General features: G+C 49.9%; 20 protein-coding genes and 1 tRNA gene. 8 read left to right on the forward strand and 13 right to left on the reverse strand.

The window, feature by feature from the left end; all coding sequences use genetic code 11:
* Positions 1–25: 25 nt before the first annotated feature.
* The 6 genes from DC20_RS23610 to DC20_RS20455 all read left to right on the forward strand — a co-directional run bounded on the left by DC20_RS23610 (position 26) and on the right by DC20_RS20455 (position 8232).
* A complete protein-coding gene (locus tag DC20_RS23610) occupies positions 26–1303 on the forward strand; it encodes an efflux RND transporter permease subunit (protein ID WP_062545546.1) in 1278 nt (425 codons plus the stop codon).
* Entirely contained in the window at positions 1296–3188 is a 1893-nt protein-coding gene (locus DC20_RS23615) for an efflux RND transporter permease subunit (RefSeq protein WP_157593312.1), read from the forward strand. The genes DC20_RS23610 and DC20_RS23615 overlap by 8 nt, the downstream gene beginning before the upstream one ends.
* The gene (locus tag DC20_RS20440; RefSeq protein ID WP_062545548.1) at positions 3175–4437 is read left to right on the forward strand and encodes a TolC family protein; all 1263 of its coding nucleotides are present in this window, start codon (positions 3175–3177) and stop codon (positions 4435–4437) included. Before DC20_RS23615 ends, DC20_RS20440 begins: the two co-directional genes overlap by 14 nt.
* Entirely contained in the window at positions 4415–5761 is a 1347-nt protein-coding gene (locus tag DC20_RS20445) for an efflux RND transporter periplasmic adaptor subunit (protein ID WP_062545549.1), read from the forward strand. Before DC20_RS20440 ends, DC20_RS20445 begins: the two co-directional genes overlap by 23 nt.
* Positions 5758–7077 (forward strand): efflux RND transporter periplasmic adaptor subunit, encoded by a 1320-nt coding sequence (locus tag DC20_RS20450; protein ID WP_062545550.1) that lies wholly within the window; start codon positions 5758–5760, stop codon positions 7075–7077. Before DC20_RS20445 ends, DC20_RS20450 begins: the two co-directional genes overlap by 4 nt.
* Before the next feature lie 84 nt (positions 7078–7161).
* Entirely contained in the window at positions 7162–8232 is a 1071-nt protein-coding gene (locus DC20_RS20455) for a YncE family protein (protein ID WP_062545551.1), read from the forward strand.
* A 116-nt stretch (positions 8233–8348) separates the two neighbouring features.
* Here DC20_RS20455 and DC20_RS20460 read toward each other — a convergent pair.
* The 9 genes from DC20_RS20460 to DC20_RS20500 all read right to left on the reverse strand — a co-directional run bounded on the left by DC20_RS20460 (position 8349) and on the right by DC20_RS20500 (position 16055).
* A tRNA-Ser gene (locus DC20_RS20460) sits at positions 8349–8435 on the reverse strand.
* 76 nt (positions 8436–8511) lie between these two features.
* Positions 8512–9585 carry an asparaginase gene (locus tag DC20_RS20465; RefSeq protein WP_062545552.1) on the reverse strand — a complete coding sequence of 358 codons (1074 nt, stop codon included), beginning with the start codon at positions 9583–9585 and terminating at the stop codon, positions 8512–8514.
* A gap of 4 nt (positions 9586–9589) precedes the next feature.
* On the reverse strand, positions 9590–10351 hold the full coding sequence (locus DC20_RS20470; protein WP_062545553.1) for a TatD family hydrolase: 762 nt from the start codon (positions 10349–10351) through the stop codon (positions 9590–9592).
* Between the two features lie 91 nt (positions 10352–10442).
* Positions 10443–11534, reverse strand: a complete 1092-nt coding sequence (locus DC20_RS20475; protein ID WP_062545554.1) for a glycosyltransferase — start codon at positions 11532–11534, stop codon at positions 10443–10445.
* 3 nt (positions 11535–11537) lie between these two features.
* Positions 11538–12143, reverse strand: a complete 606-nt coding sequence (locus DC20_RS20480; protein WP_245652256.1) for a polysaccharide deacetylase family protein — start codon at positions 12141–12143, stop codon at positions 11538–11540.
* Between the two features lie 75 nt (positions 12144–12218).
* Entirely contained in the window at positions 12219–13442 is a 1224-nt protein-coding gene (locus DC20_RS20485) for a PP2C family protein-serine/threonine phosphatase (protein WP_062545556.1), read from the reverse strand.
* Positions 13443–13663: 221 nt separating this feature from the next.
* Positions 13664–13921 (reverse strand): hypothetical protein, encoded by a 258-nt coding sequence (locus DC20_RS20490; protein ID WP_062545557.1) that lies wholly within the window; start codon positions 13919–13921, stop codon positions 13664–13666.
* The gene (locus tag DC20_RS20495) at positions 13918–15048 is read right to left on the reverse strand and encodes a glycosyltransferase (RefSeq protein WP_062545558.1); all 1131 of its coding nucleotides are present in this window, start codon (positions 15046–15048) and stop codon (positions 13918–13920) included. The genes DC20_RS20490 and DC20_RS20495 overlap by 4 nt, the downstream gene beginning before the upstream one ends.
* Positions 15045–16055, reverse strand: coding sequence for a lysylphosphatidylglycerol synthase domain-containing protein (locus DC20_RS20500; protein WP_062545559.1), 1011 nt, complete (start codon positions 16053–16055; stop codon positions 15045–15047). The genes DC20_RS20495 and DC20_RS20500 overlap by 4 nt, the downstream gene beginning before the upstream one ends.
* On the opposite strand from DC20_RS20500, the gene ruvC reads away from it, so the two are divergent.
* On the forward strand, positions 16047–16616 hold the full coding sequence (gene ruvC / locus DC20_RS20505) for a crossover junction endodeoxyribonuclease RuvC (protein ID WP_062545560.1): 570 nt from the start codon (positions 16047–16049) through the stop codon (positions 16614–16616). The two genes, DC20_RS20500 and ruvC, sit on opposite strands and share 9 nt — an antisense overlap.
* Before the next feature lie 92 nt (positions 16617–16708).
* On the opposite strand, the gene DC20_RS20510 is transcribed toward ruvC, so the two are convergent.
* Together DC20_RS20510 and greA are read right to left on the reverse strand one after the other, a co-directional pair.
* Positions 16709–17119 carry an HIT family protein gene (locus DC20_RS20510; protein ID WP_062545561.1) on the reverse strand — a complete coding sequence of 137 codons (411 nt, stop codon included), beginning with the start codon at positions 17117–17119 and terminating at the stop codon, positions 16709–16711.
* Between the two features lie 11 nt (positions 17120–17130).
* Positions 17131–17604: a transcription elongation factor GreA gene (gene greA / locus DC20_RS20515; RefSeq protein WP_062545562.1), complete on the reverse strand. Its 474-nt coding sequence runs from the start codon at positions 17602–17604 to the stop codon at positions 17131–17133.
* A 265-nt stretch (positions 17605–17869) separates the two neighbouring features.
* Here greA and DC20_RS20520 point away from each other — a divergent pair, with 265 nt between their 5' ends.
* Complete coding sequence (locus DC20_RS20520) at positions 17870–18796, forward strand: Ppx/GppA phosphatase family protein (RefSeq protein ID WP_062545563.1); 927 nt, start codon at positions 17870–17872, stop codon at positions 18794–18796.
* A 68-nt stretch (positions 18797–18864) separates the two neighbouring features.
* On the opposite strand, the gene ppk1 is transcribed toward DC20_RS20520, so the two are convergent.
* A complete protein-coding gene (gene ppk1 / locus DC20_RS20525) occupies positions 18865–20967 on the reverse strand; it encodes a polyphosphate kinase 1 (RefSeq protein ID WP_062545564.1) in 2103 nt (700 codons plus the stop codon).
* 162 nt (positions 20968–21129) lie between these two features.
* Positions 21130–23085, reverse strand: a complete 1956-nt coding sequence (gene gyrB, locus DC20_RS20530) for a DNA topoisomerase (ATP-hydrolyzing) subunit B (RefSeq protein WP_062545565.1) — start codon at positions 23083–23085, stop codon at positions 21130–21132.
* Between the last annotated feature and the right edge of the window lie 513 nt (positions 23086–23598).

Below are 23598 nucleotides of genomic sequence, written 5' to 3' on the forward strand. Positions count from 1 at the left end.
TCGGGAGGGTTATTGCTTTCAAGGTATGATCGGTAAATTAATCTCCTTCTCTCTGCGCAACCGGATGATCGTGCTGCTGATTGCGGCAGGCATGTTCGGGTGGGGAGTATATTCAGTAACCACCAACAAAGTGGATGCCATCCCGGATCTCTCAGAGAACCAGGTCATCGTGTTCACCGAGTGGATGGGCCGCAGCCCACAGATCATAGAGGACCAGGTAACTTACCCGTTGGTGACCAACCTACAGGGCATGCCGCAGGTGAAATATGTGCGTGGAGTATCCATGTTCGGGATGAGCTTCATTTACATCATCTTCGAGGACCAGGCCGATATCTACTGGGCACGGGAAAGGGTATTGGAGCGCCTGAACTACGCCAACCGCTTGCTTCCAGAGGGGGCTATCCCTACCCTGGGACCGGACGGAACGGGCGTGGGTCACATCCTCTGGTACACGCTGGACGCCCCGGGCATGGACCTGGGCGAGCAGCGGGCGATCCAGGACTGGTACGTCAAGTTCTCCCTCCAGAACGTACCGGGCGTAAGTGAGATCGCCTCCTTCGGGGGATTTCAGAAGCAGTATCAAATCACAGTTGACCCTAACAAACTAACCTATTACAACCTGTCAGTGCCCCAGGTGATGGCGGCAGTACGGGCTAACAACAACGAGAGCGGGGGCCGCAAGTTCGAGATGAGTGACATCGGCTACATCATCAAGACCACCGGGTACCTCAAATCAACAGAAGAAATAGAGAACATCCCAATTGTTACCCAGAACACCATTCCGGTGAGTGTGCGCGACATAGCCACCGTGCAGATGACGGGCGAGACCCGTCTGGGGATCTTTGACCTCAACGGCGAAGGCGAGGCCGTGGGAGGCATTGTGGTGATGCGTTACGGTGAGAACGCCGAGGAGGTGATCCGAAACGTCAAGACAAAGATGGAGGAGGTCTCCGCCGGTCTTCCCAAGGGCGTCAAGTTCAACATCGTCTATGACCGCAGCGGACTGATCAATGAGTCGGTAGACTCGGTAAAAACCACTTTGATAGAGGAGATGCTGGTGGCCTCCGCCATCGTGTTCCTGTTTCTCTTCCACTGGCGCAGTGCGCTCATCATCATCATCCAACTCCCCCTGTCCATCGCCATCGGCTTCATCCTTCTGAATGCCTTCGGGATTACCTCCAACATCATGTCCCTGACCGGTATCGCCCTGTCAATCGGGGTGATCGTGGATGATGCCATTGTGATGGTGGAGAACGCTTACCGGCATCTGGCCGATGCCCAAACCCAAGAAGAACATGGATAAGCAGACGCGCCTTTCAATCATAGAGAAATCCTCCAAGCAGGTTGGCCCCAGCGTGTTTTGGAGTACCATTATTATTATCACCTCCTTCCTGCCAGTGTTCCTATTGACCGGGCAAGAAGGAAGGCTGTTCAGCCCCCTTGCCTGGACCAAAACCTTTATCCTGATTGTGGATGCCTTTGTGGCCATCACGGTAACCCCTGTACTGCTTTCCCTATTGCTCAATGGCAAGTTTAAACCGGAGAGTGCCAACCCTATCAACCGCGGGTTGGAGAAGGTCTACTCGCCTATTCTGCGTTGGTGCCTGGAGTGGCGCAAGACCACCATCGGCATCAACCTCCTGGCCTTGCTCATCAGCATCCCGATGCTGATGAGCCTGGGATCGGAGTTCATGCCCCCGCTGGATGAGAGTTCCATCCTGTTCATGCCAGTTACGCTACCGGACATCTCCAACTCAGAGGCAAAACGAATCCTGCAGGTGCAGGACAAGATTATCAAGTCCATGCCGGAGGTGGCACAGGTGTTGGGCAAGGCCGGACGGGCCAGTACCGCTACCGACAACTCCCCAGTCAGCATGATTGAGACCATCATCCAGCTTAAACCGCAGTCAGAGTGGCGTGAAGGCATGACCAAACAAAAAATCATTGCCGAACTGGACCAGAAACTCCAGATACCGGGTGTGATTAACGGCTGGACGCAACCCATCATCAACCGGATCAACATGCTGGCCACCGGCATCCGGACCGACGTGGGGGTGAAAGTCTACGGCCAGAACCTGGACTCCATCGCGGTGGTGTCGGAGAAGGTGCGAAATGCCCTGCAGGGAGTGGAGGGCGTAAAGGACCTGTACATAGAACCCGTGACCGGAGGGAAGTACCTGGAGATACAGACCCGCCGTGAAGAGCTAGGCCGTTACGGGCTGTCGGTGGATGACGTAAACAGCGTGGTGGAGTCTGCTTTAGGTGGGATGACCATCGGGAATACCATTGAGGGACGCCAGCGGTTCTCCATCAACCTGCGCCTGGCGCAGGAGTACCGCAACAGCCTAGACCGCATCAGCCGCATCCCCATCAAGTCAGCCACGTCTGGAACTGTGCCTTTGTCAGCCGTCGCTGACGTTCGTTTCGTGGATGGCCCCCCCATGATCGTCTCCGAGAACGCGCAGTTGCGCGGAGCAGTCCTGTTCAACGTGCGGGACCGGGACCTGGGCAGCACCGTACAGGAAGCAATTCAAAAATTGAACGGGGAAATGACGGACCTCCCGAACGGCTACCGCCTGGAGTGGAGCGGGCAGTGGGAAAACCAGATCCGGGCGAACCAAACCCTGAAGATCATCATTCCCCTGGTCATCCTTATCATTTTCCTGATCCTGTACTTCTCCTTCAAGTCCTTCAAAGAAGCCTTGCTGAACCTCGTTACCATCCCCTTCGCTTTGATCGGCGGGGTTTTCATTGTGTACTTCTACGGGATCAACCTGTCCGTAGCGGTGGCGGTGGGCTTCATTGCCCTGTTCGGGATGGCGGTGGAGACCGGGATGCTGATGGTGGTGTACCTGAACGAGGCTATGAATGAATTGGTAGCTAAGAAAGGTAATTCCAACCAGACGATCACCAAGCAGGACATCCGGGAATATGTCTTCCAGGGGGCGGCCAAGAGACTGCGCCCGAAGATCATGACCGTCTCTGTCTCACTTTTTGGTCTGATTCCCGTGCTGTGGGCCACAGGGGTAGGCACAGATGTGATGCTGCCCATCGTGTTGCCTTTGATTGGCGGGGTGTTCACCTCCTCTATCCACATCCTGCTGGTGACCCCAGTGGTGTTTGAAATGACGAAAGAATATGAACTGAGGAAACACGGCAAACTAGAGATCTACGATGTTAAACACTAGAATATACTTAGCTGCCTTGCTGCTGTTGCTGGTGACTGCGGCTAGCGGCCAGACGCCGGTGCTTCCGTTGGACACCGTCCTGAACCGGATCTCCCGTAACAACCCCATGCTTCAAGAGTTTGAACTCCGCGCCCAAGCGCAGAACGCCATGGCGAAGGGGGCAAGGAGCCAGATGGCACCCATGGTAGGTGCCGGGGTGTTCATGTACCCCTACCCAGGGCAGATGCCTATGGAGGGGGAAGAGATGGGAGGCAAGAACAACGCCATGTACATGACTGCCGTGGAGCAGGACATCATGAACCCCGCCAAGCTGAAAGCCAGGGAAAAGTACCAGTTTTCCAAGGCTGCCATAGAGGAGGCTGGCCGGGACTACACCTTTAACCAACTTCGGGCGCAGGCCAAAACTGCCTATTACCAATGGGTGGTGCTGGAGAAGAAACGGTCTGTGCTGCTGGAAAGCCAGCGCATCATGCAGTTCATGCTCAAGCTGGGTAAGGTCCGCTATCCCTATAACCAAAGCTCACTAGGCAGTATCTACAAAGCCGAAGGGCGGTTGGGTGAGGTGGAGAACATGCTCGTGATGAACGAGAGCGAGATCACCATGCGTAACATCCAGCTGAACATGCTGATGAACCTCCCCCCGGAAAACCGCTTTCGCATTGATTCCACCGCCCAGGCTCCTGAGCCGGCGGCCCTCCCCGATTCCTCCTCTTTGAGTGCGGCCCGCAGCGACATCCGCCAGATAGACCGCACCATTGAGTCCATGCAACTCAACCTGCGTCTGGAGAACCTGCAGCGCAAGCCGGACTTCGGCATCCGGTTCGAGAACATGATGCCCCGCGACAGGATGATGCCGCAGTCTTTCACCCTGATGGGGATGGTCTCCATCCCTATTGCTCCCTGGTCTTCCAAGATGTACAAGGCCAACAGCAAGGCAATGTCCCTGGAGATACAGGGCATGCAGAAGGGACGGGAGAACCTGTTGAACGAGGCCCGCAACATGGTAGCCAGCATGGCCCTGGAACTGCAGACCAAGCGCACGCAGGTGCAGAACTACGAAAAGAAGATCATCCCGGCCCTGCGCCGCAACTACGAGACCACCCTGCTGGGCTATGAGCAGAACACGGGACAGTTGCCCCTAGTGATCGACGCCTGGGAAGCCCTGAACATGGCGCAGATGGAATACCTCAACAACCTGGAACAACTTTACCTGATTGGTGTCAATTATGAGAAAGAACTGGAAAAATAAACTTCTGGGACTGCTGATCCTGTTGTTGCCTTTCTCCTTTAGCGCCTGCCAGGACAAGCAAAAGGACGGAACGGAGGCCGGGCAACACATGGAGTACACCTGTCCCATGCACCCGCAGATTGTACAAGACAAACCCGGCTCCTGCCCTATCTGCGGCATGGACCTGGTGGCCAAGCAACCGGCCAACTCGCCCGCCGCTCCCGTGAGTGCGAACCTAAACTACCTACTGCAACCGGCTAACCAGACGGTGGTCTCCTCAGTGCACACAACCCAGCCGGAGCAAAGGCAGGTAGAGAAAGAGATCACCATGAGCGGGGTAGTGGCCTATGACACCAGGCGACAGTACATAATCCCGGCCCGTTTCGGAGGGCGCATTGAGAAGCTGTACGTGCAGTTCAACTACCAACCGGTCCGCAAGGGACAGAAACTCTACGACATCTACAGCCCTGAATTGGTGACCGCCCAGAAAGAGCTGCTGTACCTAGTGCGAAATGATCCAGGCAATGCCTCCCTTATCCAGGGGGCAAAGCAGAAACTACGGCTGCTGGGAGCCACAGAAGGCCAGGTCAGCCAATTGATCCGCACCGGGAAAGAAACTTATACCTTCTCTGTCTATAGCCCTTACAACGGCTACGTACTGGACCCTTCTGTCACAGCAACTCCTCCCACAGCTCCCACTGCCGCTTCTGCCCCTGGTGGCGACGGGATGGAGCGCATGGGAGGCACCTCCAGCCCTGCCATAGGTGGAGGTAGCTCTAGCAACCAGGAATCACCGGGGCAGGGTGCCGGTTTCGCGGTCCGGGAGGGCATGTATGTGACCACGGGCCAGGCCCTGCTCAAGGTGGTAGACGCCTCGCAAGTGTGGGCCCAGTTCAACGTGGCTAGCGCTCTGGTAGGTCAGCTACGGAAAGGGACGCCAATCACCATCACCTTCAACCATCTACCTGGTAAGACTTTGTCATCCGTTGTGAACCTGGTGGAACCGGTTTTTGATGCGGGAGAGAACTTTGCCCGGGTGCGGGCGTTGCTTCCGGCGCAGGAGAAAACCCTTTTGATCGGCCAACTCCTCACAGGTAAAACAACCTACAGCACCGGCTCCGCCCTGTGGGTCCCCAAAGAGGCGGTGCTGGACCTAGGAACCCAGTCCGTGGCCTTCCTCAAAGTCAACGGGGTGTTTAAACCGACGGCCGTTCGGGTGGGGCAGCGCGCGGATGATATAATCGAGGTAGCGCAGGGCCTTACCGCCAAAGACGTAATCGCTGCCAATGCCCAGTTCCTGGTAGACAGCGAAAGTTTCATTAGGGTAGCAGACAACAACAGATGAGAAATTTAAAGAACATCATACTCACGCTCCTGGCAGGTGTCCTCCTAATCGCCTGCACCGGGAAAGACGAACACCAGCATGCGGAGGACGGCACGTCCTATACCTGCCCCATGCACCCGCAGATTACCCAAAATGAGCCCGGCTCCTGCCCCATCTGCGGCATGGACTTGGTGGCAGCTAAGAAACAAACCGCAGAAAAAGAGCCGGCCTCTTCTTACACTTGCCCCATGCACCCCCAGATCACTGGGGACAAGCCAGGTTCCTGCCCCATTTGCGGCATGGACCTGGTGCCGGTAAAGAATCAGGCTTCGGGTAACGCGGCGGCGAGCATCATGCTCAGCGAAAGCCAGGTGCAGCTGGGCAACATCACCACCCGCCCCATCAGGATGGGACAGGTGGGCAGCAGTACGGTCCTGACTGGCCGGCTGGTGGTGGACCAGACCCAGGCTGACCTGATCAGCAGCCGTGCGGCCGGGCGTATCGAAAGACTGTACGTGAAGGAAACCGGCCAGCCCATCCGTAAAGGGCAGCCGCTCTATGACCTGTACAGCGAGACCTTGCTCACCCTGGAGCAGGAATATATGTTGGCGCTAGACCAAGTAAAAGCCTTCCCCGGCGAGAAGCAATTCGCGTCTATTCTGGAAGCTGCCAAAAGAAAACTGGTGCTAACTGGGCTAACCAATGCCCAGATCAACAGGATTGCCCGCTCCCGCCGATTAGACGCCCGTATCACCTTTATGGCCCCTGCTTCGGGCACGGTGACGGAGATCAGTGCAGCCGAAGGAGTATATGTAGCCGAAGGAAGTCCGCTTTATCGGGTGAGTCGCTTCAACTCCATCTGGGTGGAGGCCGAACTGTACGCGCAGGAGGCAAGCCAGGTGAAGGTAGGTTCTCCCGTGGAGGTGAGGGTGCCGGGGACAGCCGCCCCCATAAAAACCAAAATCTCCTTCATTAACCCGGAGTTCCGGCAGAACAGCCAGGTGGTGGTGGCCCGAGCCGCGCTTCCTAACACCAAAGGGTCCTTGATTCCCGGCACCCAGGCCACTATCACCTTACCCGCCCCTGATAACAAAGCCTTCACCTTGCCCCTTGATGCGGTCATCCGGGATTCCAAAGGGACGCATGTCTGGGTAAAGACGGGAGAAAACACCTTCAGCCCCCGGATGGTGACTCTAGGCGCAGAGAGTGCCGACAAGGTGGCCATTGCCAGCGGTCTGGAGGCAAGTGACACGGTAGTGGTCACGGGGGCCTACCTGCTGTACAGCGAATTTGTTTTGAAGAAAGGCGCAGACCCTATGGCGAACCACAATCATTAACTCATCACAGTCTACCCTTAAACAAACTCTCCCAAAGGGGTGAGCGCTGAATGTCTAAACGACTTGAATATCCAACCTGACTATATGATGGCTCATAAAAATTTTACCTCCCCCCTCCTGGCCCTAGCACTTTTGGGGTTCACCGCCTGTAACTTCCATACCGAAGCGGACATGGAAGAACAGATGGAGAACATGGAACTGAAAATCGACTATCCGGCAGCCTTTGTGGTGAACGGGGAGTCTAATGACGTGGACGTGATCAACCTGAATGACCTCACCCACAAAGACCATATCAGCCTGAACGGAGCCACGTTCCCGCACCACATCAACCTGAGCCCTGATAAGACGAAGTTGGCCGTTGCCATCACCAGCACGGACCTGAGCGAAGGCCACGATTCAGATGGAATGGACGGTATGGAAGGATTCAAGGTCCTGGTGCTGAACAGTTACACCGGAAAGATCGAGAAAGAGATCCTGCTACCCAAAATGCCACATAATGGGGTGTTCAACACGGACGGGTCGGAACTATGGATTGCCCAGGAGGATGAGCGGCAAAGCAAGGTGCTGGTATATAATACCGGCACTTGGGCCCTGAAGCATACTATCGCTGTGGGTAAAGGCCTCTCGGAGGTTACTTTCTCCGCAGATGGGACGAGGGTGTTTGCCGCGAACACCCTAGATGCCACCGTCTCGGTAATCGATCCAAATACTAAGTTTGTAGTGGGCACTGTGCAGGTCGGGAAAGACCCGGTGGGAGCCTGGCCCGCATCTAATGGGTATGTGTACGTGGACAATGAAACCGAGCAGACTATCACGGAGATAGCGGTTTCCTCTGCAGCGGTGACCGAGACTATTTCCTTAGGCTTCAAACCGGGTTATGTGGCCTATCACCCTTCTTCCCGGGAATTATGGGTGAGCGATGCAACCAATGGAAGAATTGCCTATTATAGGGAAAGCAATAGCCGGTGGTATTTAACGGGAAGCATTCCTACTGGGGCAGATGCCCACGCCATTGCCTTCTCCCCGGACGGAATGACTGCCTACGTGACCAACCAGGGAGCAGGTACCGTTTCCGTCATCCATGTTCCCGACCATAGGGTAACTTCCACCATTACGGTAGGTAAGAAACCGAACGGCCTGGTCATCCGACCTTAAAACCAAACTATTATCACTAAATTCTTTCCTTGAATTGAAACCTTCACAAACTTTGAAGAAGAGTGGATATAAAAAGCCCCATAACAGCTAGTTACAGGGCTTTATATTACTTGATGCGGAGAGGGAGGGATTCGAACCCTCGATACCGTTACCAGTATACACACTTTCCAGGCGTGCTCGTTCGACCACTCTGACACCTCTCCGTGGTCCTTATTTTTAGGAATGCAAAGAAAGCCAGAAGCAGCGGGTTTTGCAAGCCTTCCTTCAATCAATTTTCATTTAGGGCCTAAGGGTCATTTCTCCTCTCAGGCTTTTCTCCAGCATTGCTGTTTTTTCAGATAGAGTTTTATTTTGTGCTAGAACAAACATCAGTTTTGTCACAGCAGCTTCAGTGCTGATGTCTGATCCTCCTATTACTCCCATTTCTTTCAGGTAGAAACTAGTTTCGTATTGGCCTTGGTGCACCTCTCCTTCCTCGCATTGCGATACGTTCAAGATCGTGATTCCTCTGTCTACTGCATCGCGAAGCAGCTGCAGAAACCAAGGGTACGTAGGCGCATTTCCTGCTCCAAAGGTTTCCAGCACCAATCCTTTCAACCCCTCAGCTTTTAGCATTGCTTCAATCAGGGATTTGTTGATGCCCGGGAATAGCTTAAGAACTGCCACTTGGCTTTCCAACTCCTGGTAGATCCTGAGAGGCTCGGCCGGCGCTGGAAGAATAACAGAGGAGTTGTACTCAATGTCAATTCCTGCTTTAGCTAACTGAGGGTACTTTCCTGAATGAAAAGCATTGAAATGGCGGCTTTCTACTTTGGTTGATCGGTTGCCTCTTAAAAGAAGAGTATTGAAGAAGATAGACACTTCCGGTACCAAAGGTTTGCCCATGCGGTACGCCGAGGCAATTTCCATGGCGGTGATAAGGTTACGCCGGGCATCGGTCCGCATCCGGCCAATAGGTACCTGAGCACCGGTGAATATGACAGGTTTGCCCAGGTTTTCTAAAAGGAAGCTTAAAGCAGAAGCACTGTAGGCCATGGTGTCCGTTCCGTGCAGAATCACAAAACCATCATATTCATGGTAATTTACCTGAATCACTTGGGCCAGTTTAATCCAGTGCTCTACGCCTATGTTGGAAGAATCTATGGGCGGGTCAAGGCTTAGTACCGTCAGCATCACCTTGAACTGGCGCATTTCTGGTACGCGGTGAATCACCTCGCTGAAATCAAAAGGCACCAGGTGCTGGTCTTCTTTGTCAGACACCATCCCAATGGTACCACCGGTGTAAATAAGCAAAATGGAAGCCTCCGGGTCCCGAGGTGCCGCCGTATTGATATCTACCTTTAAAAACTTCATAGTATTAGGCAAAGAGGTTTTTTGCGTTAGCCGTGGTGACCGCCGCTACCTCATCTAGAGTACAAGATTTTATTTCTGAGATTCTGGCCGCCACATAAGGAAGATAAGAGGGCTCATTTCTTTTCCCACGCTTGGGTACCGGTGCAAGATACGGACTGTCTGTCTCCAATACTACGTGTTTTAAGTCAATGGCTTCCAACACCGGGGCAAGTCCCCCATTCTTGAAAGTACTCACCCCACCAATACCTAGCAAGAAGTTTTGGTCAATGGCAGCTTGCGCTTCAGCAACGGTTCCGGAAAAACAGTGGAAAATCCCCCGAAGCGTCCCGTCCTGTTGTTCCTTGATAATTTCAAGGGTGTCCTGAAACGCATCACGGGTGTGGAGCACAATAGGAATCTGGTACTGTTTGGCCCAACCACATTGTATGCGTAGGGCTTCTTTCTGTTCCTGCACAAAGGTTTTATCCCAGTAATAATCCAGACCAGCTTCCCCTACCCCTTTGAAAGAACGCACAGAAAACCACTGCTCCATTTCCCCCAATACTTCTTTGTAATCCTGAAAGACGTGGCACGGGTGAAGCCCCAATAAAGAGTGGCACCAAGGATGGTCTTTCTCAATCTGAAACATAGTTTGGAGGGAGGACAAATCTATATTGGGCATATAGACCTCCGTCACGTGGGCAGCCAACGCCCGCTGCAGCATCTCTTCCCTATCTTGTTCAAATTCAGGGGAGAAAACGTGTGCGTGCGAATCAATATAAGTCATGGGAAGTTCTAACGGTGGATACTGTTTTAGGGCTAGTTTTGGTAAACTACGCCTGAAACTGCAAAGATACGTATTTCTTCCCCCTGTTTCTTCAATAGTACCTTCCCTTCCATTTCACCTTGAAGGGCAGGAAGAAGAAGACAATTAAGATCATGAAAGATACCAACAAATAAATTTCCAGAAAGAATAAGTCGGGCCATCTGGTTTTAAGCCCCACTCTCTTTACGCTTGCGTGCACAAACAAGCTCTGCAGAAATACTTTAAAAACGAAAATACCCAGCCATATACCCCAGGAAGTATGCATAAATAAGGGAAACCAAACAGGGTAATAAGACGAATGTACCACAAACAGCATCAGCATGTACCAGGGTAAATGCACAGATCCTCGCATCCAGCGGCGGCGCTGCTGGAAAAGCGTAAGTAGATCCGGAGCAGGTAAGGACCAGGCCAACACATCCTTTGAATAGACATTGGCGGTTTTGAAGCCTTTTTCCAAAACTGACCGGAAAAGCTGCACGTCTTCTGTAATGGAAAAAGGTATACCCTCAAAACCACCCACCGCCTCATAGGCCTGCCGCGTTATCAGCATGTTGTTCCCCATGGTAGAAACCGGCAATCCTCTATCTGCCACCACCTGCATTAGCCCCAAATTGTATAACCAATCTAGCGTCTGCAGGCGATCAAACAAGCTAGTGCCATTGGTGGTGGTGATTCCCGTCACAATGCCGGTAGTTGGGGTGAGGTGCCCTAGCATGGTTTCTATCCAATGAGTGGGAACCTCAATGTCTGCATCAGTAATGAAGTAAAAGTCAGAGGTAGCTTGGTGGGCTAATTGGGCGAGCACGTTTGCTTTGCCTTTCGTGCCGGGTATATCCTGGGTGATGGGCAGGCAACGAACATAGGCATGGGATTGGCTGTAGGCCTCTACCAGTTGTCGGGTTTTGTCAGAAGAGCGGTCATCACCCACCATTACTTCCAGTTTGTCTTTTGGGTAGTGTAGTAAATCTATCGCCTCAAGGCATTGAAGGATATGGTGCTGTTCGTTTCGGGCGGCAATCAGAATGCTTACCCTCGGGTAGTTTGTGAGAGGGAAAGCAACTCTGGGTTTTCTAAACCACCACAAACCCAGCAGCACCAGGAACAGGGTAAAATAGAATGTTAGAAACCCAAGGGAAAAGAGCATCCGCTACAGCGTTTTGAAAGAGTAACCTTGTTCAGAGAAGTGGCGCAGCAACCGGGGTAAAACGTACCTCAGATTTTGGTCAGCTTTCAAACTGTCATGCATCACTACCACAGCCCCGGGTTTTATTCCGGTGACTGCTTTCTCTAAACACGTTTGAGGCGGTAAGGTTACGTCAAAGTCATAGGTGAGCATGCTCCACATCACCACCTGGTAATCAGGTTGAAGAAGCTTAAGGTGAGCACGGGTAATTTGCCCATGCGGTGGCCTGAATAGTTTAACCTGATTGTTCCCTGCCCCTATCTGCTCTAAAGCTGCCTGACACTGCTCCACCTGCCTGAGGTAATCCTGGGGAGGTGTTTTCCAGGCCTTCACGTGTTGGTGGGTATGATTGGCTAAGCGGTGCCCCTCCGTCGCAACTTTTTTTGCGATTTCAGGATACCGGATAAGGTTTTCGCCCACGCAGAAGAAAGTAGCTTTAGCTCTATAAAGGGCAAGCTGCTCCAATAAAAAGGGTGTTACCTCCGGTATTGGCCCATCATCAAACGTGAGGAATATAGTTTTATCCTGTACCGGCCGTTTCCACCAAACCTTCGGAAACAGCCAAGGCAAAACAGGTGGAGTTTGGAAGAAGCGCAGCACAGAACAAAACAGGTTTACAGTATATTAAAGGCAATCACTCATCTTTTACTTGAAGCGACAAGACAATAAGGTGATGTCATCACTGAAAGTAGAATCGCTGTTGTAAGAATTGATCTCCTGCAACAACTCACGGTGAATGTTTTTAGAACTTACATAGCGGCAGCTTTTCAGCACCCTGATCGTGTTCTCAATCCCGAACTCGTCTTCCTCAAAGTTAAAGACCTCGGTCAAACCATCAGTGTAGCAGAAAACCAAGGAGTTATGCGGCACCGGTACTTTGGTCACCTTTAAGAATGGAAGCTCGTCAAAAATACCCAGCATGGTAGTCCCCTCCTCTAAGAGCAGATATGAGTTGTTTTCATACAGCAAAATAGAGGCATTGTGTCCAGCATTCACGTAGCTGAGTTCCCGGGTGGCTTTGTTATAAAGGCCCAGAAAACAGGTGATAAACTTCTCTGCGATCGCGTTCCGGTAAATGAGGTCGTTCAGCTCACTTACAATGGTGTGCAGGTCTGTTGTTTGCCGTAAAATAGTACGCAAACCAGCCTGGAAGTTGGACATCAGCAATGAGGCGGGCACTCCTTTCCCAGACACATCAGCTACGCAGAAAAGAAACTGGTTTTTGTCTATTGGAATGAAGTCATAGTAATCTCCCCCAATTGACGAATGCGGAATGTAGGTGGCATGAATGGCCACATCTTCATTGTTGGGCAGCTTTTTAGGAAAGAGCATGTTCTGCACCTCACGGGCAATCTCAATTTCTTTCCGCATGGCTTCCTGAGTGAGCCGATGACGCTCTAAGCGCCGGTTCTCCATGGCCACCAGAATGATGTTGCTCAACGTCTGCACAAAGCTCAGGGCACCCAGGGTGGTATAGTACGCATGCACGTTGCCTATCATGACAAAAGCCAGAATGCGGTTGTTGTGCATGATAGGAATTACCGTTTCAAAATCCTGCCACCTACGGTCAATGTTGAGTTTTGCCAGAGAAGTAATTTCCCGAAGCTCAGTAATAGCCGGGGGTAATTCAATTTCACGGAAGTTGTGGGCTGTCCCGAAGCATACCTTACACTCCCATTCCTCATCAATCAGGAAGAGCGATAAGGTTCTGATGTTCAGCTGGGCTAGTAACGTGAAATGGTAGATCTTATAAAGTGCTTCTTCAGGGAGGTTGTTGTTAATGGCTTTGGTAATTTCCAACAGGGCAGCCAATTCCAACTTCTTCAGGTTCAACTCCTGCTCAACTGTAGGAAACTTCAATTCAGACATTTTAGATCAAATGTTAACGGTCGCTCGTGTTTGTCACTTCTCTTAAAAGGTCCAAGCACCAGAACAGCACCCTTTAGAATAGTAAAAATAAACTTTTTATAGATATCTTACTAGTAGGAAATTGTACCTAACAGAGGATGAGCCTACTACCTCACCCTCTTTCTGGTGCAAATTAGTAAAACAACCCCTAAGCTTAAGAATTGTTTTACTTAACAGGTAGGCTACCTCAAATTATGGGTAAGCAAGCCTTCTTTGGTAGCCAGGAAAAAGTAGAGGTGCCCTTCTCTTGCAAAGTGATCTGGATCAAAAGGAACTTCGGTGTCCTGGTCTGGAAACAGGCATTTAATGTAGTTCATGCTAATCAGGCCCCTTAATGCTTCCCGCAACTCCGGCTCCTCCATGCCTAATTTCTCTTGCAGTTCCTCAAAAGAGGTCACAAAATAGAGCTCATCTAAGATTTCAAATTCCTGATCTGTCATGCAGTTTTAAGTTGCCGGCCTTTCCAGTGGTACTTTCCTTTTAACCCTAAAACTGAAGTAAACAGGATGTAGGGCACGTAAACTAATTGTAGAAACCCGAGAAGCGAAAGTAGCCTCTTTTTATGAAAAAAACCTAAAACCTGATTTAAAAGAAGGGCATCTGCTCCTATTTTCAGTAGTAATACGCAGGCAAAAAATGTCCAACTGCTAAAATTCAGAAACGCGGCAAACAAAGTACCTAGCACGGCAACATTTGCACCCAGCACCACCAGCGCTAATACCTGTGAGGTTCTGGTTTCATAGTGTCTCCATTTACTTGCCCACCTGATTCGCTGGTGTAAAAACTGGGACAAGGTAAAGGCCGGAGGTGTTTGCACGATGGCTTCCTCTGCCTTTACAAAAGCCACCTGCCCGGGGAAGCGTAGGTGAATCTTATGAAGCAGAAACTCATCATCGCCTGAAGGCACTTGCTCGTTTCCTGTAAACCCATTTACTTCTTTAAAAGCGGCTTTCTCATAGGCCAGATTTGCCCCATTGCACATGGTGGGTTTCCCCAAACCAATAGAGGCCGCCCCTATTCCTATCAACGCCGAAAACTCCAAGCCCTGCAATTTTTGCCACAGAGTGATCAAAGGGGCATACACCACCGGACCACTAATGAACTTAGGATTATAAGTGTGTCTTACCTGGTTAAAGGACTGTAGCCAGAAAGGTGTAAGCCGGCAATCACCGTCAGTACAGGCAATCCATTCGCCTCGGGCCTGGGAAATACCTACTTCCACGGCAGCCTTTTTTTGCCTCTTACCCGGAAAACTGCTCAATAAAACCAAACTTAGTTTAAGGGAGCTATTACCTTGAAATTGCAGCACCAACTCAGGCGTACCATCCTCTGAATGATCATCCACTACAATCACTTCATAATGATCTGCCGGATATTGTTGCCGCTCCAGATCTTTCAATAGGGAAGAAATGTTCTGGGCTTCGTTTCTGACCGGAACAATCACCGAGAAATAGGCAGATGGGTTCTCCGCTGAAGTTTTAATTACCGGCAATTGCTTCCAGGCATACCAGCAGCGCAGCACAATGGCCGCATAGGCGCCCACCACCAACAATACCAGAAAAGTCAACGGGAAGGCCTGAGTTTAAGTGGAAGCACAAAGAGAAGCCCTAAAGCACTGGGCACGGCAATGTTCATGATCCACAAGGTGAGACTAGCGCCTAGCACAAGCAAAGTATCCTGCCCCATTATCCCAAAGAAGTGCATGGCAGAGAGCTCCCTCATTCCTATATCGGCGAGAGCGTTGATAGATGGCACTGCAGATTTCAGGAGAAAAGTAGCTGCTACACCCCATACATACTCTTCCACAGACAAGTGCACCCCAAAAGCCCAGAGCAGCGCTATGAACTGAACCATAAACACTGCATACCTGGCTCCAGATATAAGCAGCACCTTCATGAGTTCAGCTGTTGAGTAGGTACCGATCACTGAAAAGTAATGCACCCAGCGGCGCAGAAACTTTGCCTTTTCCAGCAAAGCGATGGCCCATTGAAAACTGAAGAGCAAAGCCAGTGCCCACCCGTTCAGAAGCAGTAATCCCACTCCCACAGAAATGCCTACCGGTGAAGCGAGAGGAACGTAATACTTGAACAGGAAGTAAGCTATGGCTCCGGAGCCAACCAAAACAGTGGAAAACAGTTGACAAAGCCGCCCTAGTAAAATGGCTCCAATGGCATCTGCCCTGTCCTCCCGGTGCAGGGTAAGAATTCTTCCGGCGTAGTCTCCCATCCGGTTTGGGGTTACAAAGCCCAGGGTAAGCCCTACCAGCACGGCACGGTAGGCCTCCAGAAAAGAAATTTTTTCAAACTTTTGTGATAGGTACTGCCATTTAGAAGCTTCCACGCCCCAATTGACTGGCAGCAGGGCAGCAGCAATAAAGAGGGCCACTGAGTTAGTATCCCAGATGTTGGAAAGGGTTTGAAAGGAAAATACAGAATGCGTACTGGCCTCCAGAATGGCTTGCCGTAAGTAGTAAAGGGTGAGGCTTAAAACAATCAGCTTTCCCAGCAGCACCAAAAGCTTTCGTGATACCAGCAGTTTGGCAGATTGTTTGTAATTTTGCGCTTCATGATTCATTCCACCGCAGTTCTTCCAAATAATAAATTAATCTTAGGCGTTGACCCAGGCACAAATGTCATGGGTTATGGCCTCATTGAGGTGAACGGCTCAAAAATAACGGTTCTCCAGTACGGGGTGCTGCAACTTAAAGGATATAGCAACCACGCGGTAAAGCTTAAAAAAATATTTGACAGCACCTTGCGCCTGATCACCGAATATTTACCCGATGAACTGGCCATTGAAGCTCCCTTCTACGGCACTAACGTGCAGTCAATGCTGAAATTGGGTCGTGCTCAGGGGGTTGCTATTGCGGCTGCCCTCTCCCGCGACATTCCATACGTGGAATATGCCCCAAAGAAAATAAAACAATCTGTGACGGGCAACGGGAACGCTTCTAAAGAACAGGTGGCGTCTATGTTACTGCAGATCTTAAAAATAAAGGAAGCCCCAAAATTCCTAGATGCCACCGATGCCTTAGCGGTAGCCCTTTGTCATCACTACCAACAAGGAAACAACCAAAAAGCCGGGGGTAAATCCTGGAAAGCTTTCCTGACAGAGAACCCGGACCGCCTGAAGTAAACTCTTATCTTCATTAAAAGCGATTCAGCTGTTTCGGGGCTCTTTTCATTAAAAAAACCCCGAAACGGCTGAATCGCATCCTAACAGTAGAATCACTCTCCTGCCTCTGTTTTCAAGGCCTGCCTGATTTTACCGGCAATTTCTTCCATCTCCTCAGAGTTCAAATTCTGCTTCAGATTACTGAAGTTCATGTCAGAAATCTGGTTGATGGGAATTAAATGAATATGCGCGTGAGGCACCTCTAAACCAACTACAGCCACGCCTACTTTTTTGCAAGGCACTGCCTCCTTCACTCCTCTTGCGACTTTCTGGGAAAATTTGTGAAGGTCTGCCAGCGCTTCTGGGTCCATGTCAAAAATATAATCAACCGGCTCTTTGGGAATAACCAGCGTATGGCCTTTCACCAGTGGATTTACATCCAGGAACGCCAGAAAATGCTCATTTTCCAGCACCTTGTAGGCTGGAATATCGCCGTTGATGATTTTAGAGAAGATGGTATCCATGAGGTAAGGGATTAACGGGAGATTTCCAGGATTTCAAAACGTAGTTTACCAGCCGGTACAGTGATCTCAGCTATCTCGCCTACAGACTTACCTAACAAGCCTTTGCCTATTGGAGACTTCACAGAAATTTTGCCGGCAGCCAGGTTGGCTTCTTCTTCGGCTACCAGGGTGTACAGCATTTCCATGTTGTTGCCCAGGTTTTTCAACTTCACTTTAGAGAGAATAAGCGCTTTGGTAAGGTCAAGGTTAGACTCGTCAATAAGACGGGCATTCCCCAATACTTCCTCCAGTTTGGATATCTTCAGCTCAAGATGACCTTGGGCATCTTTGGCTGCGTCATACTCAGCGTTCTCACTCAAGTCCCCTTTATCACGTGCCTCTGCCAACTGACGCGCCACTTCAGAACGTCCTTTCGTCTTTAGTTCATGTAACTCTTCCTTGAGCTTCTGCAATCCCTCCGGGGTGTAGTAAGATACTGTTGCCATATTTTTAATGGGTTAGTACAATGATTAAAAAAGAAGAACGGCCTTCCTGTTTGGAGACCGTTCTTATGCTAAGGTATTACAATTTTTCTTAAAAGCATACTTCAGGCGTAATAATTTGCGCGGCCTCCTTACTCGTCAACCAACTCCATTGATTTAATTTTACCCCTATGCCCTTCCTACTTTTTTTATGTTTTTGCAGAAATGCTGCAAAAACCTAGAAGGCTTTATAACAGTTAAAAGGTTTTGGTTCTATTTTTACAAACGTATGTCAGAAGCCACCGAACCCTTTCTAAAACTTGCCGCCATTGATATAGGATCTAACGCGGTCAGATGCCAGATTTCAAATGTCTTCAGGTTTGAGGACCATACTTTATTTAAGCGCGTAGAATACATCCGGTATCCTATGCGGTTGGGCGAAGATGTTTTTGCCACAGGTATAATTTCCAGGCCCAAAGCAGACAAATTTATTAAGCTGTTGCACGGCCTTTACCTTATCATGCAGGTACACGAGGTAGATGATTTTATGGCCTGCGCCACCTCAGCTATGCGATCGGCTGAAAATGCTCCGGAGATCATTGACGAAATCTATGACAAACTGGGCCTGCAGATACAAGTCATTGACGGCACCACAGAGGCTGACCTCATTAACCTGGTGATACGGCAACAACTGGATAATCAAAATTACCTGCATATTGATGTGGGGGGCGGTAGTACCGAGTTCAATATTTATGTAAACCGCATGAAGGTAGCCTCTCAATCATTTGAACAGGGCTCTATCCGGCACATGCAGGGCGATGAGTCTATGGACATGTGGCATACCATGCAGAAGTGGGTAACTGAAAAGGCCCGCATGCACCACGTGACCAGCGCCATTGGCACTGGAGGTAACATCAATAAGATTTATGAGATGGCCGGTAAATTGGGTGGCAAACCCATCTTTAGAGATCAGATAGAGGAGATAGTGCAACAGATTGCCAGCTACTCTATGGAAGAGCGGGTAAAAGTGCTGTTGCTCAACGTAGACCGTGCCGATGTGATTGTGCCTGCCGCCGAGATCTATCTATCTGCCATGAACTGGGCCAACGTAGAATCCATGCTGGTACCGCAAGTGGGCCTTAAAGACGGCATGCTGCAGTCGCTCTATGAGCGCCACCAAGGTGCTACCCAGCACCACTTTAAGCTCGATTCTTAAAAAAACGGCTTAAAACAGAAGGGCTGTCATAAAAGATGACAGCCCTTCTGTTTTATATGGCTTACGTTCTAGAATAGACAAGCCTCTACTTCCATTTCTGTGGACAGGTGATAAAATTCACGGTGCATGTTAAAAGGCTCCTCTCCTTCTTCAGGCTGCCGTTTAATGTAGGAGCCATCTTCCCGCATGATGTAGGAGTTTTGGTTATCCATGAGGTTGTAACGTAGAATGTTGATGGTCTGGCGCTTAAGGTCTTCATGCACAATGTAGAACAGTGCTTCAATGCGGCGCTCAAAACTACGCACCATTATATCGGCGCTGCCACCCAACACCTGCGGATTGCCATTGTTGTGGAAGTAAAACAAGCGTGCATGCTCCAGGTATTCGCCCACTATAGAACTTACCTGAATGTTCTCGCTTAGCCCTTCACGGCCCGGACGTAAACAGCAGATGCCCCTTACAATAAGTTTTATCTGAACGCCTGCCTGAGAAGCCTCATAAAACTCATCAATCACCTCTTTGTCTTCCAGAGAATTAATTTTAATCACAATACCAGAAGGTAACCCACTCTCCGCATTGCGTTTCTCCTGCCTGATAAGTTCTATCAACTGCTGGCGCATGTCTTTAGGAGCCGTAATCAGGTACTCATAATTTTCTGGGTAAGAATGCCCCGTGATTACGTTGAAGAATTCAGATACGTCATGGCCGTACACGTCATCGGTGGTCAAGAGGCTGATGTCAGTGTACATGCGGCTGGTTTGCTCGTTGTAGTTCCCACTGCCAATGTGCACGTACCGCGTCACCTTTTCGCCCTCCTTCCGGATGATCATAAGCATTTTGGTGTGCGTCTTGTACTTACTGATCCCGTAAATCACGAAGCAACCGGCTTTCTCCAGCTTCTCCCCTTCTCTTAAGTTTCGCTCTTCGTCAAAACGGGCTTTCACCTCCAGCAGCGCAGAAACATGTTTACCGTTTTCAGCGGCTTTTAACAAAGCAGCGGTTACTCTGGAATTCTCAGCCAAACGGTAGATGGTCTGCTTGATTCCAAGTACGTACGGGTCTTCGGCTGCTTTCTCCAGCAGGGTAACTACGGGTTCAATGCTGTTGTAAGGATGGTGCAACAGCACGTCATGGTGCTTGAGGTATTCAAAGATGTTGTCCATGGAGCCCGGCGGCAAACTTGGCGCGGGTACCGCAGATGGCGGACGCTGGACTTTGTTGGAGAAGTGTGGGTGCTTCACAATCTGCCAAAGCGCCTTTAAGTCAATGAGCCGGTCTATAGAGAAGATGTTTCCGTTATCAATGGTCCAGCGCTCCTTCAGCATTTTCATGACGTACGGCGATGGGGTGCGTTCTACCTCCAGGCGTACTACCCGGCCCTTCTTACGGTTTTTGAGCTTTTGCTTTACCTCCTGCACAAAGTCCTGGTCCATATCATCGCTTTCTTCCAGCGTGAAATCACCGTTACGCGTAATCCTGAACAGGTTCACTGATTCAATTTCCACGTTCCGGAAAAGTTTGTGCATGTTCCACCGAATGATTTCTTCCAGGGGAACAAAGATGATTTTGTTTTTGCGGGAAATTTCAAAGAAACGGCTCAGATTACCAGGCACCTGAACAAAGGTTACCCGGCTTTGCTGCTTTTCTTCTTCAGAAGTACGGGTGACTACCGCAAAGATGAGCAACTGGTTCATCATGAGCGGGAACCCATGGTAAGAGTCATACACCATAGGGGTAAGCAGCGGATAGATAGTGTTTTTAAAGTAAGTGGCCGCTTTAGCCTGTTCACCTTCTGTAAGGTCATCTACCCTGCAGATATTAAAGCCGTTTTTGTCAAAATCAGCTTTAAGTTCTTCATACACGGCACATTGGTCGCCTACAAAACGGTGTGCCAGATCAAGCAGTTTTTTCCGGAACGGCAGTTCGCGTAGGCCAGAATAATCTATTCGCTCTTTCCCGAAGTCAATGTAGTTGTACAAGCTGCCCACCCTGATCATGAAGAACTCATCCAGGTTAGAGGAGGTAATGGCCAGAAACTTCATCCTGTCAAACAAAGGGGTTTGAGGGTTCCGTGCCAGGTCCAGCACTCTATAGTTGAACCGTAACCAACTGAGGTCACGGCTGATGTAGTTACTTCTCCGGATTTGTTCCGATGCCTTGATTGAATTCATAGCAGGTGGTGGTCAACTTCTACTTTTCAGTTATTCTGTATACGTACAGGAGAAATCTCCCGTAGGTGGCTTTCTTTTCTAAATAAACAGCTTTTTGCGCCTACGTGCAATAGAAAAGCCTGCGTAAAGCAGGCTTTTCAAGTTTAATATGCTAGTTATATATCAAACGTCTACTTTAGCGTATTTCGCATTGCGCTCAATAAAATCTCTGCGGGGCGCTACTTCATCTCCCATTAGCATAGAGAAAAGGTGATCAGCTTCGGCTGCTGATTCAACTGAAACTTGTTTTAAGCTGCGGGTATCTGGGCGCATGGTGGTTTCCCAAAGTTGCTCTGGGTTCATCTCACCAAGACCTTTGTACCGCTGCACGCCCACACTATCTTCTTTTCCTTTCCCTAGTTCGGCAATGGCTTCAATGCGATCCTGCTCAGTCCAGCAGTAACGCTCTTCTTTGCCTTTCTTCACCAAGTACAACGGCGGTAATGCAATGTACACGTAGCCATTGTCAATAAGGTCACGCATATAGCGGAAGAAGAACGTCAGGATCAGGGTTCTGATGTGGGAACCGTCCACGTCCGCATCCGTCATGATAATGACTTTGTGGTAGCGCAGTTTCACCATGTTGAGTGCCTTCTCGTCTTCCGGAGTCCCGAAGCTTACGCCTAGGGCGGTGATCATGTTCTTGATCTCTTCGTTCTCATAGATGCGGTGCTCCTGAGCTTTCTCCACGTTCAGGATTTTACCACGCAACGGCAGAATGGCCTGGAACTTACGGTCACGGCCCTGCTTGGCTGAACCACCTGCAGAGTCACCCTCTACCAGATACAGTTCGCAGTTCTCAGGATCAGAGTCAGAGCAGTCAGCCAGTTTACCTGGTAAGCCCGAGCCACCCATCACGTTCTTACGCTGCACCATCTCACGGGCCTTACGGGCCGCCAGGCGCGCTTGCGCCGCAAGAATTACTTTCTGGATGATGATACGGGCTTCTTTCGGGTTCTCTTCCAGGAAACGGTTCAAGATCTCTCCTACCACCGTGTCCACGGCACCCATCACGTCTGAGTTACCCAACTTGGTTTTGGTCTGGCCTTCAAACTGAGGTTCCTGTACTTTTACAGAAATCACAGCAGTCAAGCCCTCGCGGAAGTCATCGCCCTGAATCTCCACTTTAGCTTTCTCCAGCATCCCAGATTTCTCAGCGTAGCTTTTCAGGGTACGGGTTAGCGCACGACGGAAACCGGCCACGTGGGTACCCCCTTCGTGGGTGTTGATGTTGTTTACGTAAGAGAAGATATTCTCTGTGTAAGACGTGTTGTAGTTCAAGGCAATTTCCACCGGAATACCACCTTTTTCACTCTCCACGTAGATAGGCTCCGGGATCAGGTTAACCCTGGTTTCCTCAATATAGGCCACAAACTCACGCAGACCACCTTGTGAGTAGAAAGACTCGCTCAGGTATTCACCTGGCGATACTTCTTCTCTCAGGTCAGTAAGGTTGATTCTGATGCCTTTGTTCAGGAAAGCCAGTTCACGCAAGCGGCTGGCTACCGTCTCGTATTTATACTCTGTAACGGTGAAGATGCTGGCATCAGGTTGGAAGTGTACGGTGGTACCTCTCTTGTCTGTAGTGCCAATTTCGCGCACAGGGTAAGCTGGTATACCAATATTATAATGCTGCTCGTACAACTTACCATTGCGGTGAACCGTCACATGCAGGTCTGTGGAAAGCGCGTTCACGCAGGAAACCCCTACCCCGTGCAAACCACCAGAAACTTTGTAAGAATCTTTGTCAAACTTACCCCCGGCGTGAAGCACAGTCATTACTACTTCCAGGGCAGAACGACCTTCCTTCTGGTGGAAGTCAACCGGAATACCCCGGCCATTGTCTGAAACTGAAATGGAGTTGTCTGTGTGAATGGTAACGCTGATTTCGTCACAATGCCCGGCAAGCGCTTCATCTATGGAGTTGTCTACCACCTCCCAAACCAGGTGATGGAGACCTTTGATGCCAATATCGCCGATGTACATGGCGGGCCGTTTACGCACCGCCTCCAAGCCTTCTAGCACCTGGATACTGTCTGCGGAATAGGCGGTCATGTTGTTTTGTTCGATGTCACTCATTGAGTTTTCGATGAATTATTAACATACAAAAATACGGAAATTTATCCGGTTTTGCCAGCTTCACCTCTTTAAATATAGTACTTGTTTAATTATTTATCTTAAAGGTTTCAGCATCTTGTATAATCCCTTGAACAGCTCCTCCCTAACTGCAAAAATGGATAAATTTGAAGGATTCCAAAGAGAAGAATAAACGTGTTCATTGCCTCCTAAACCAGTTCACTACCTATATTAAGTTGAAATATTGGCTAAGGTTCAACTACAGTAAAACATACTTATAGTGGAAGTACCTCAAGAACCTTTTCACCTGTTTAACTTTAATAAAGCCTTCTTTAAGCCTCAAATCAACGAAATCTAAAGAAGGCGGCTTGGATTTGCGGTTTATACCTGATTTTTATGGTGTACCTACGTTTGAAGGCCGAAAAAATTGCGTTGAAGACTGAATATTTGGCAAAATGCAGGTTTCTTCTTAAGTTTCCGAATCGTTAAGAATTAACCCGCACGACTCCCATTTGG

This window comes from Rufibacter tibetensis (assembly GCF_001310085.1).
GTDB lineage: Bacteria > Bacteroidota > Bacteroidia > Cytophagales > Hymenobacteraceae > Nibribacter > Nibribacter tibetensis.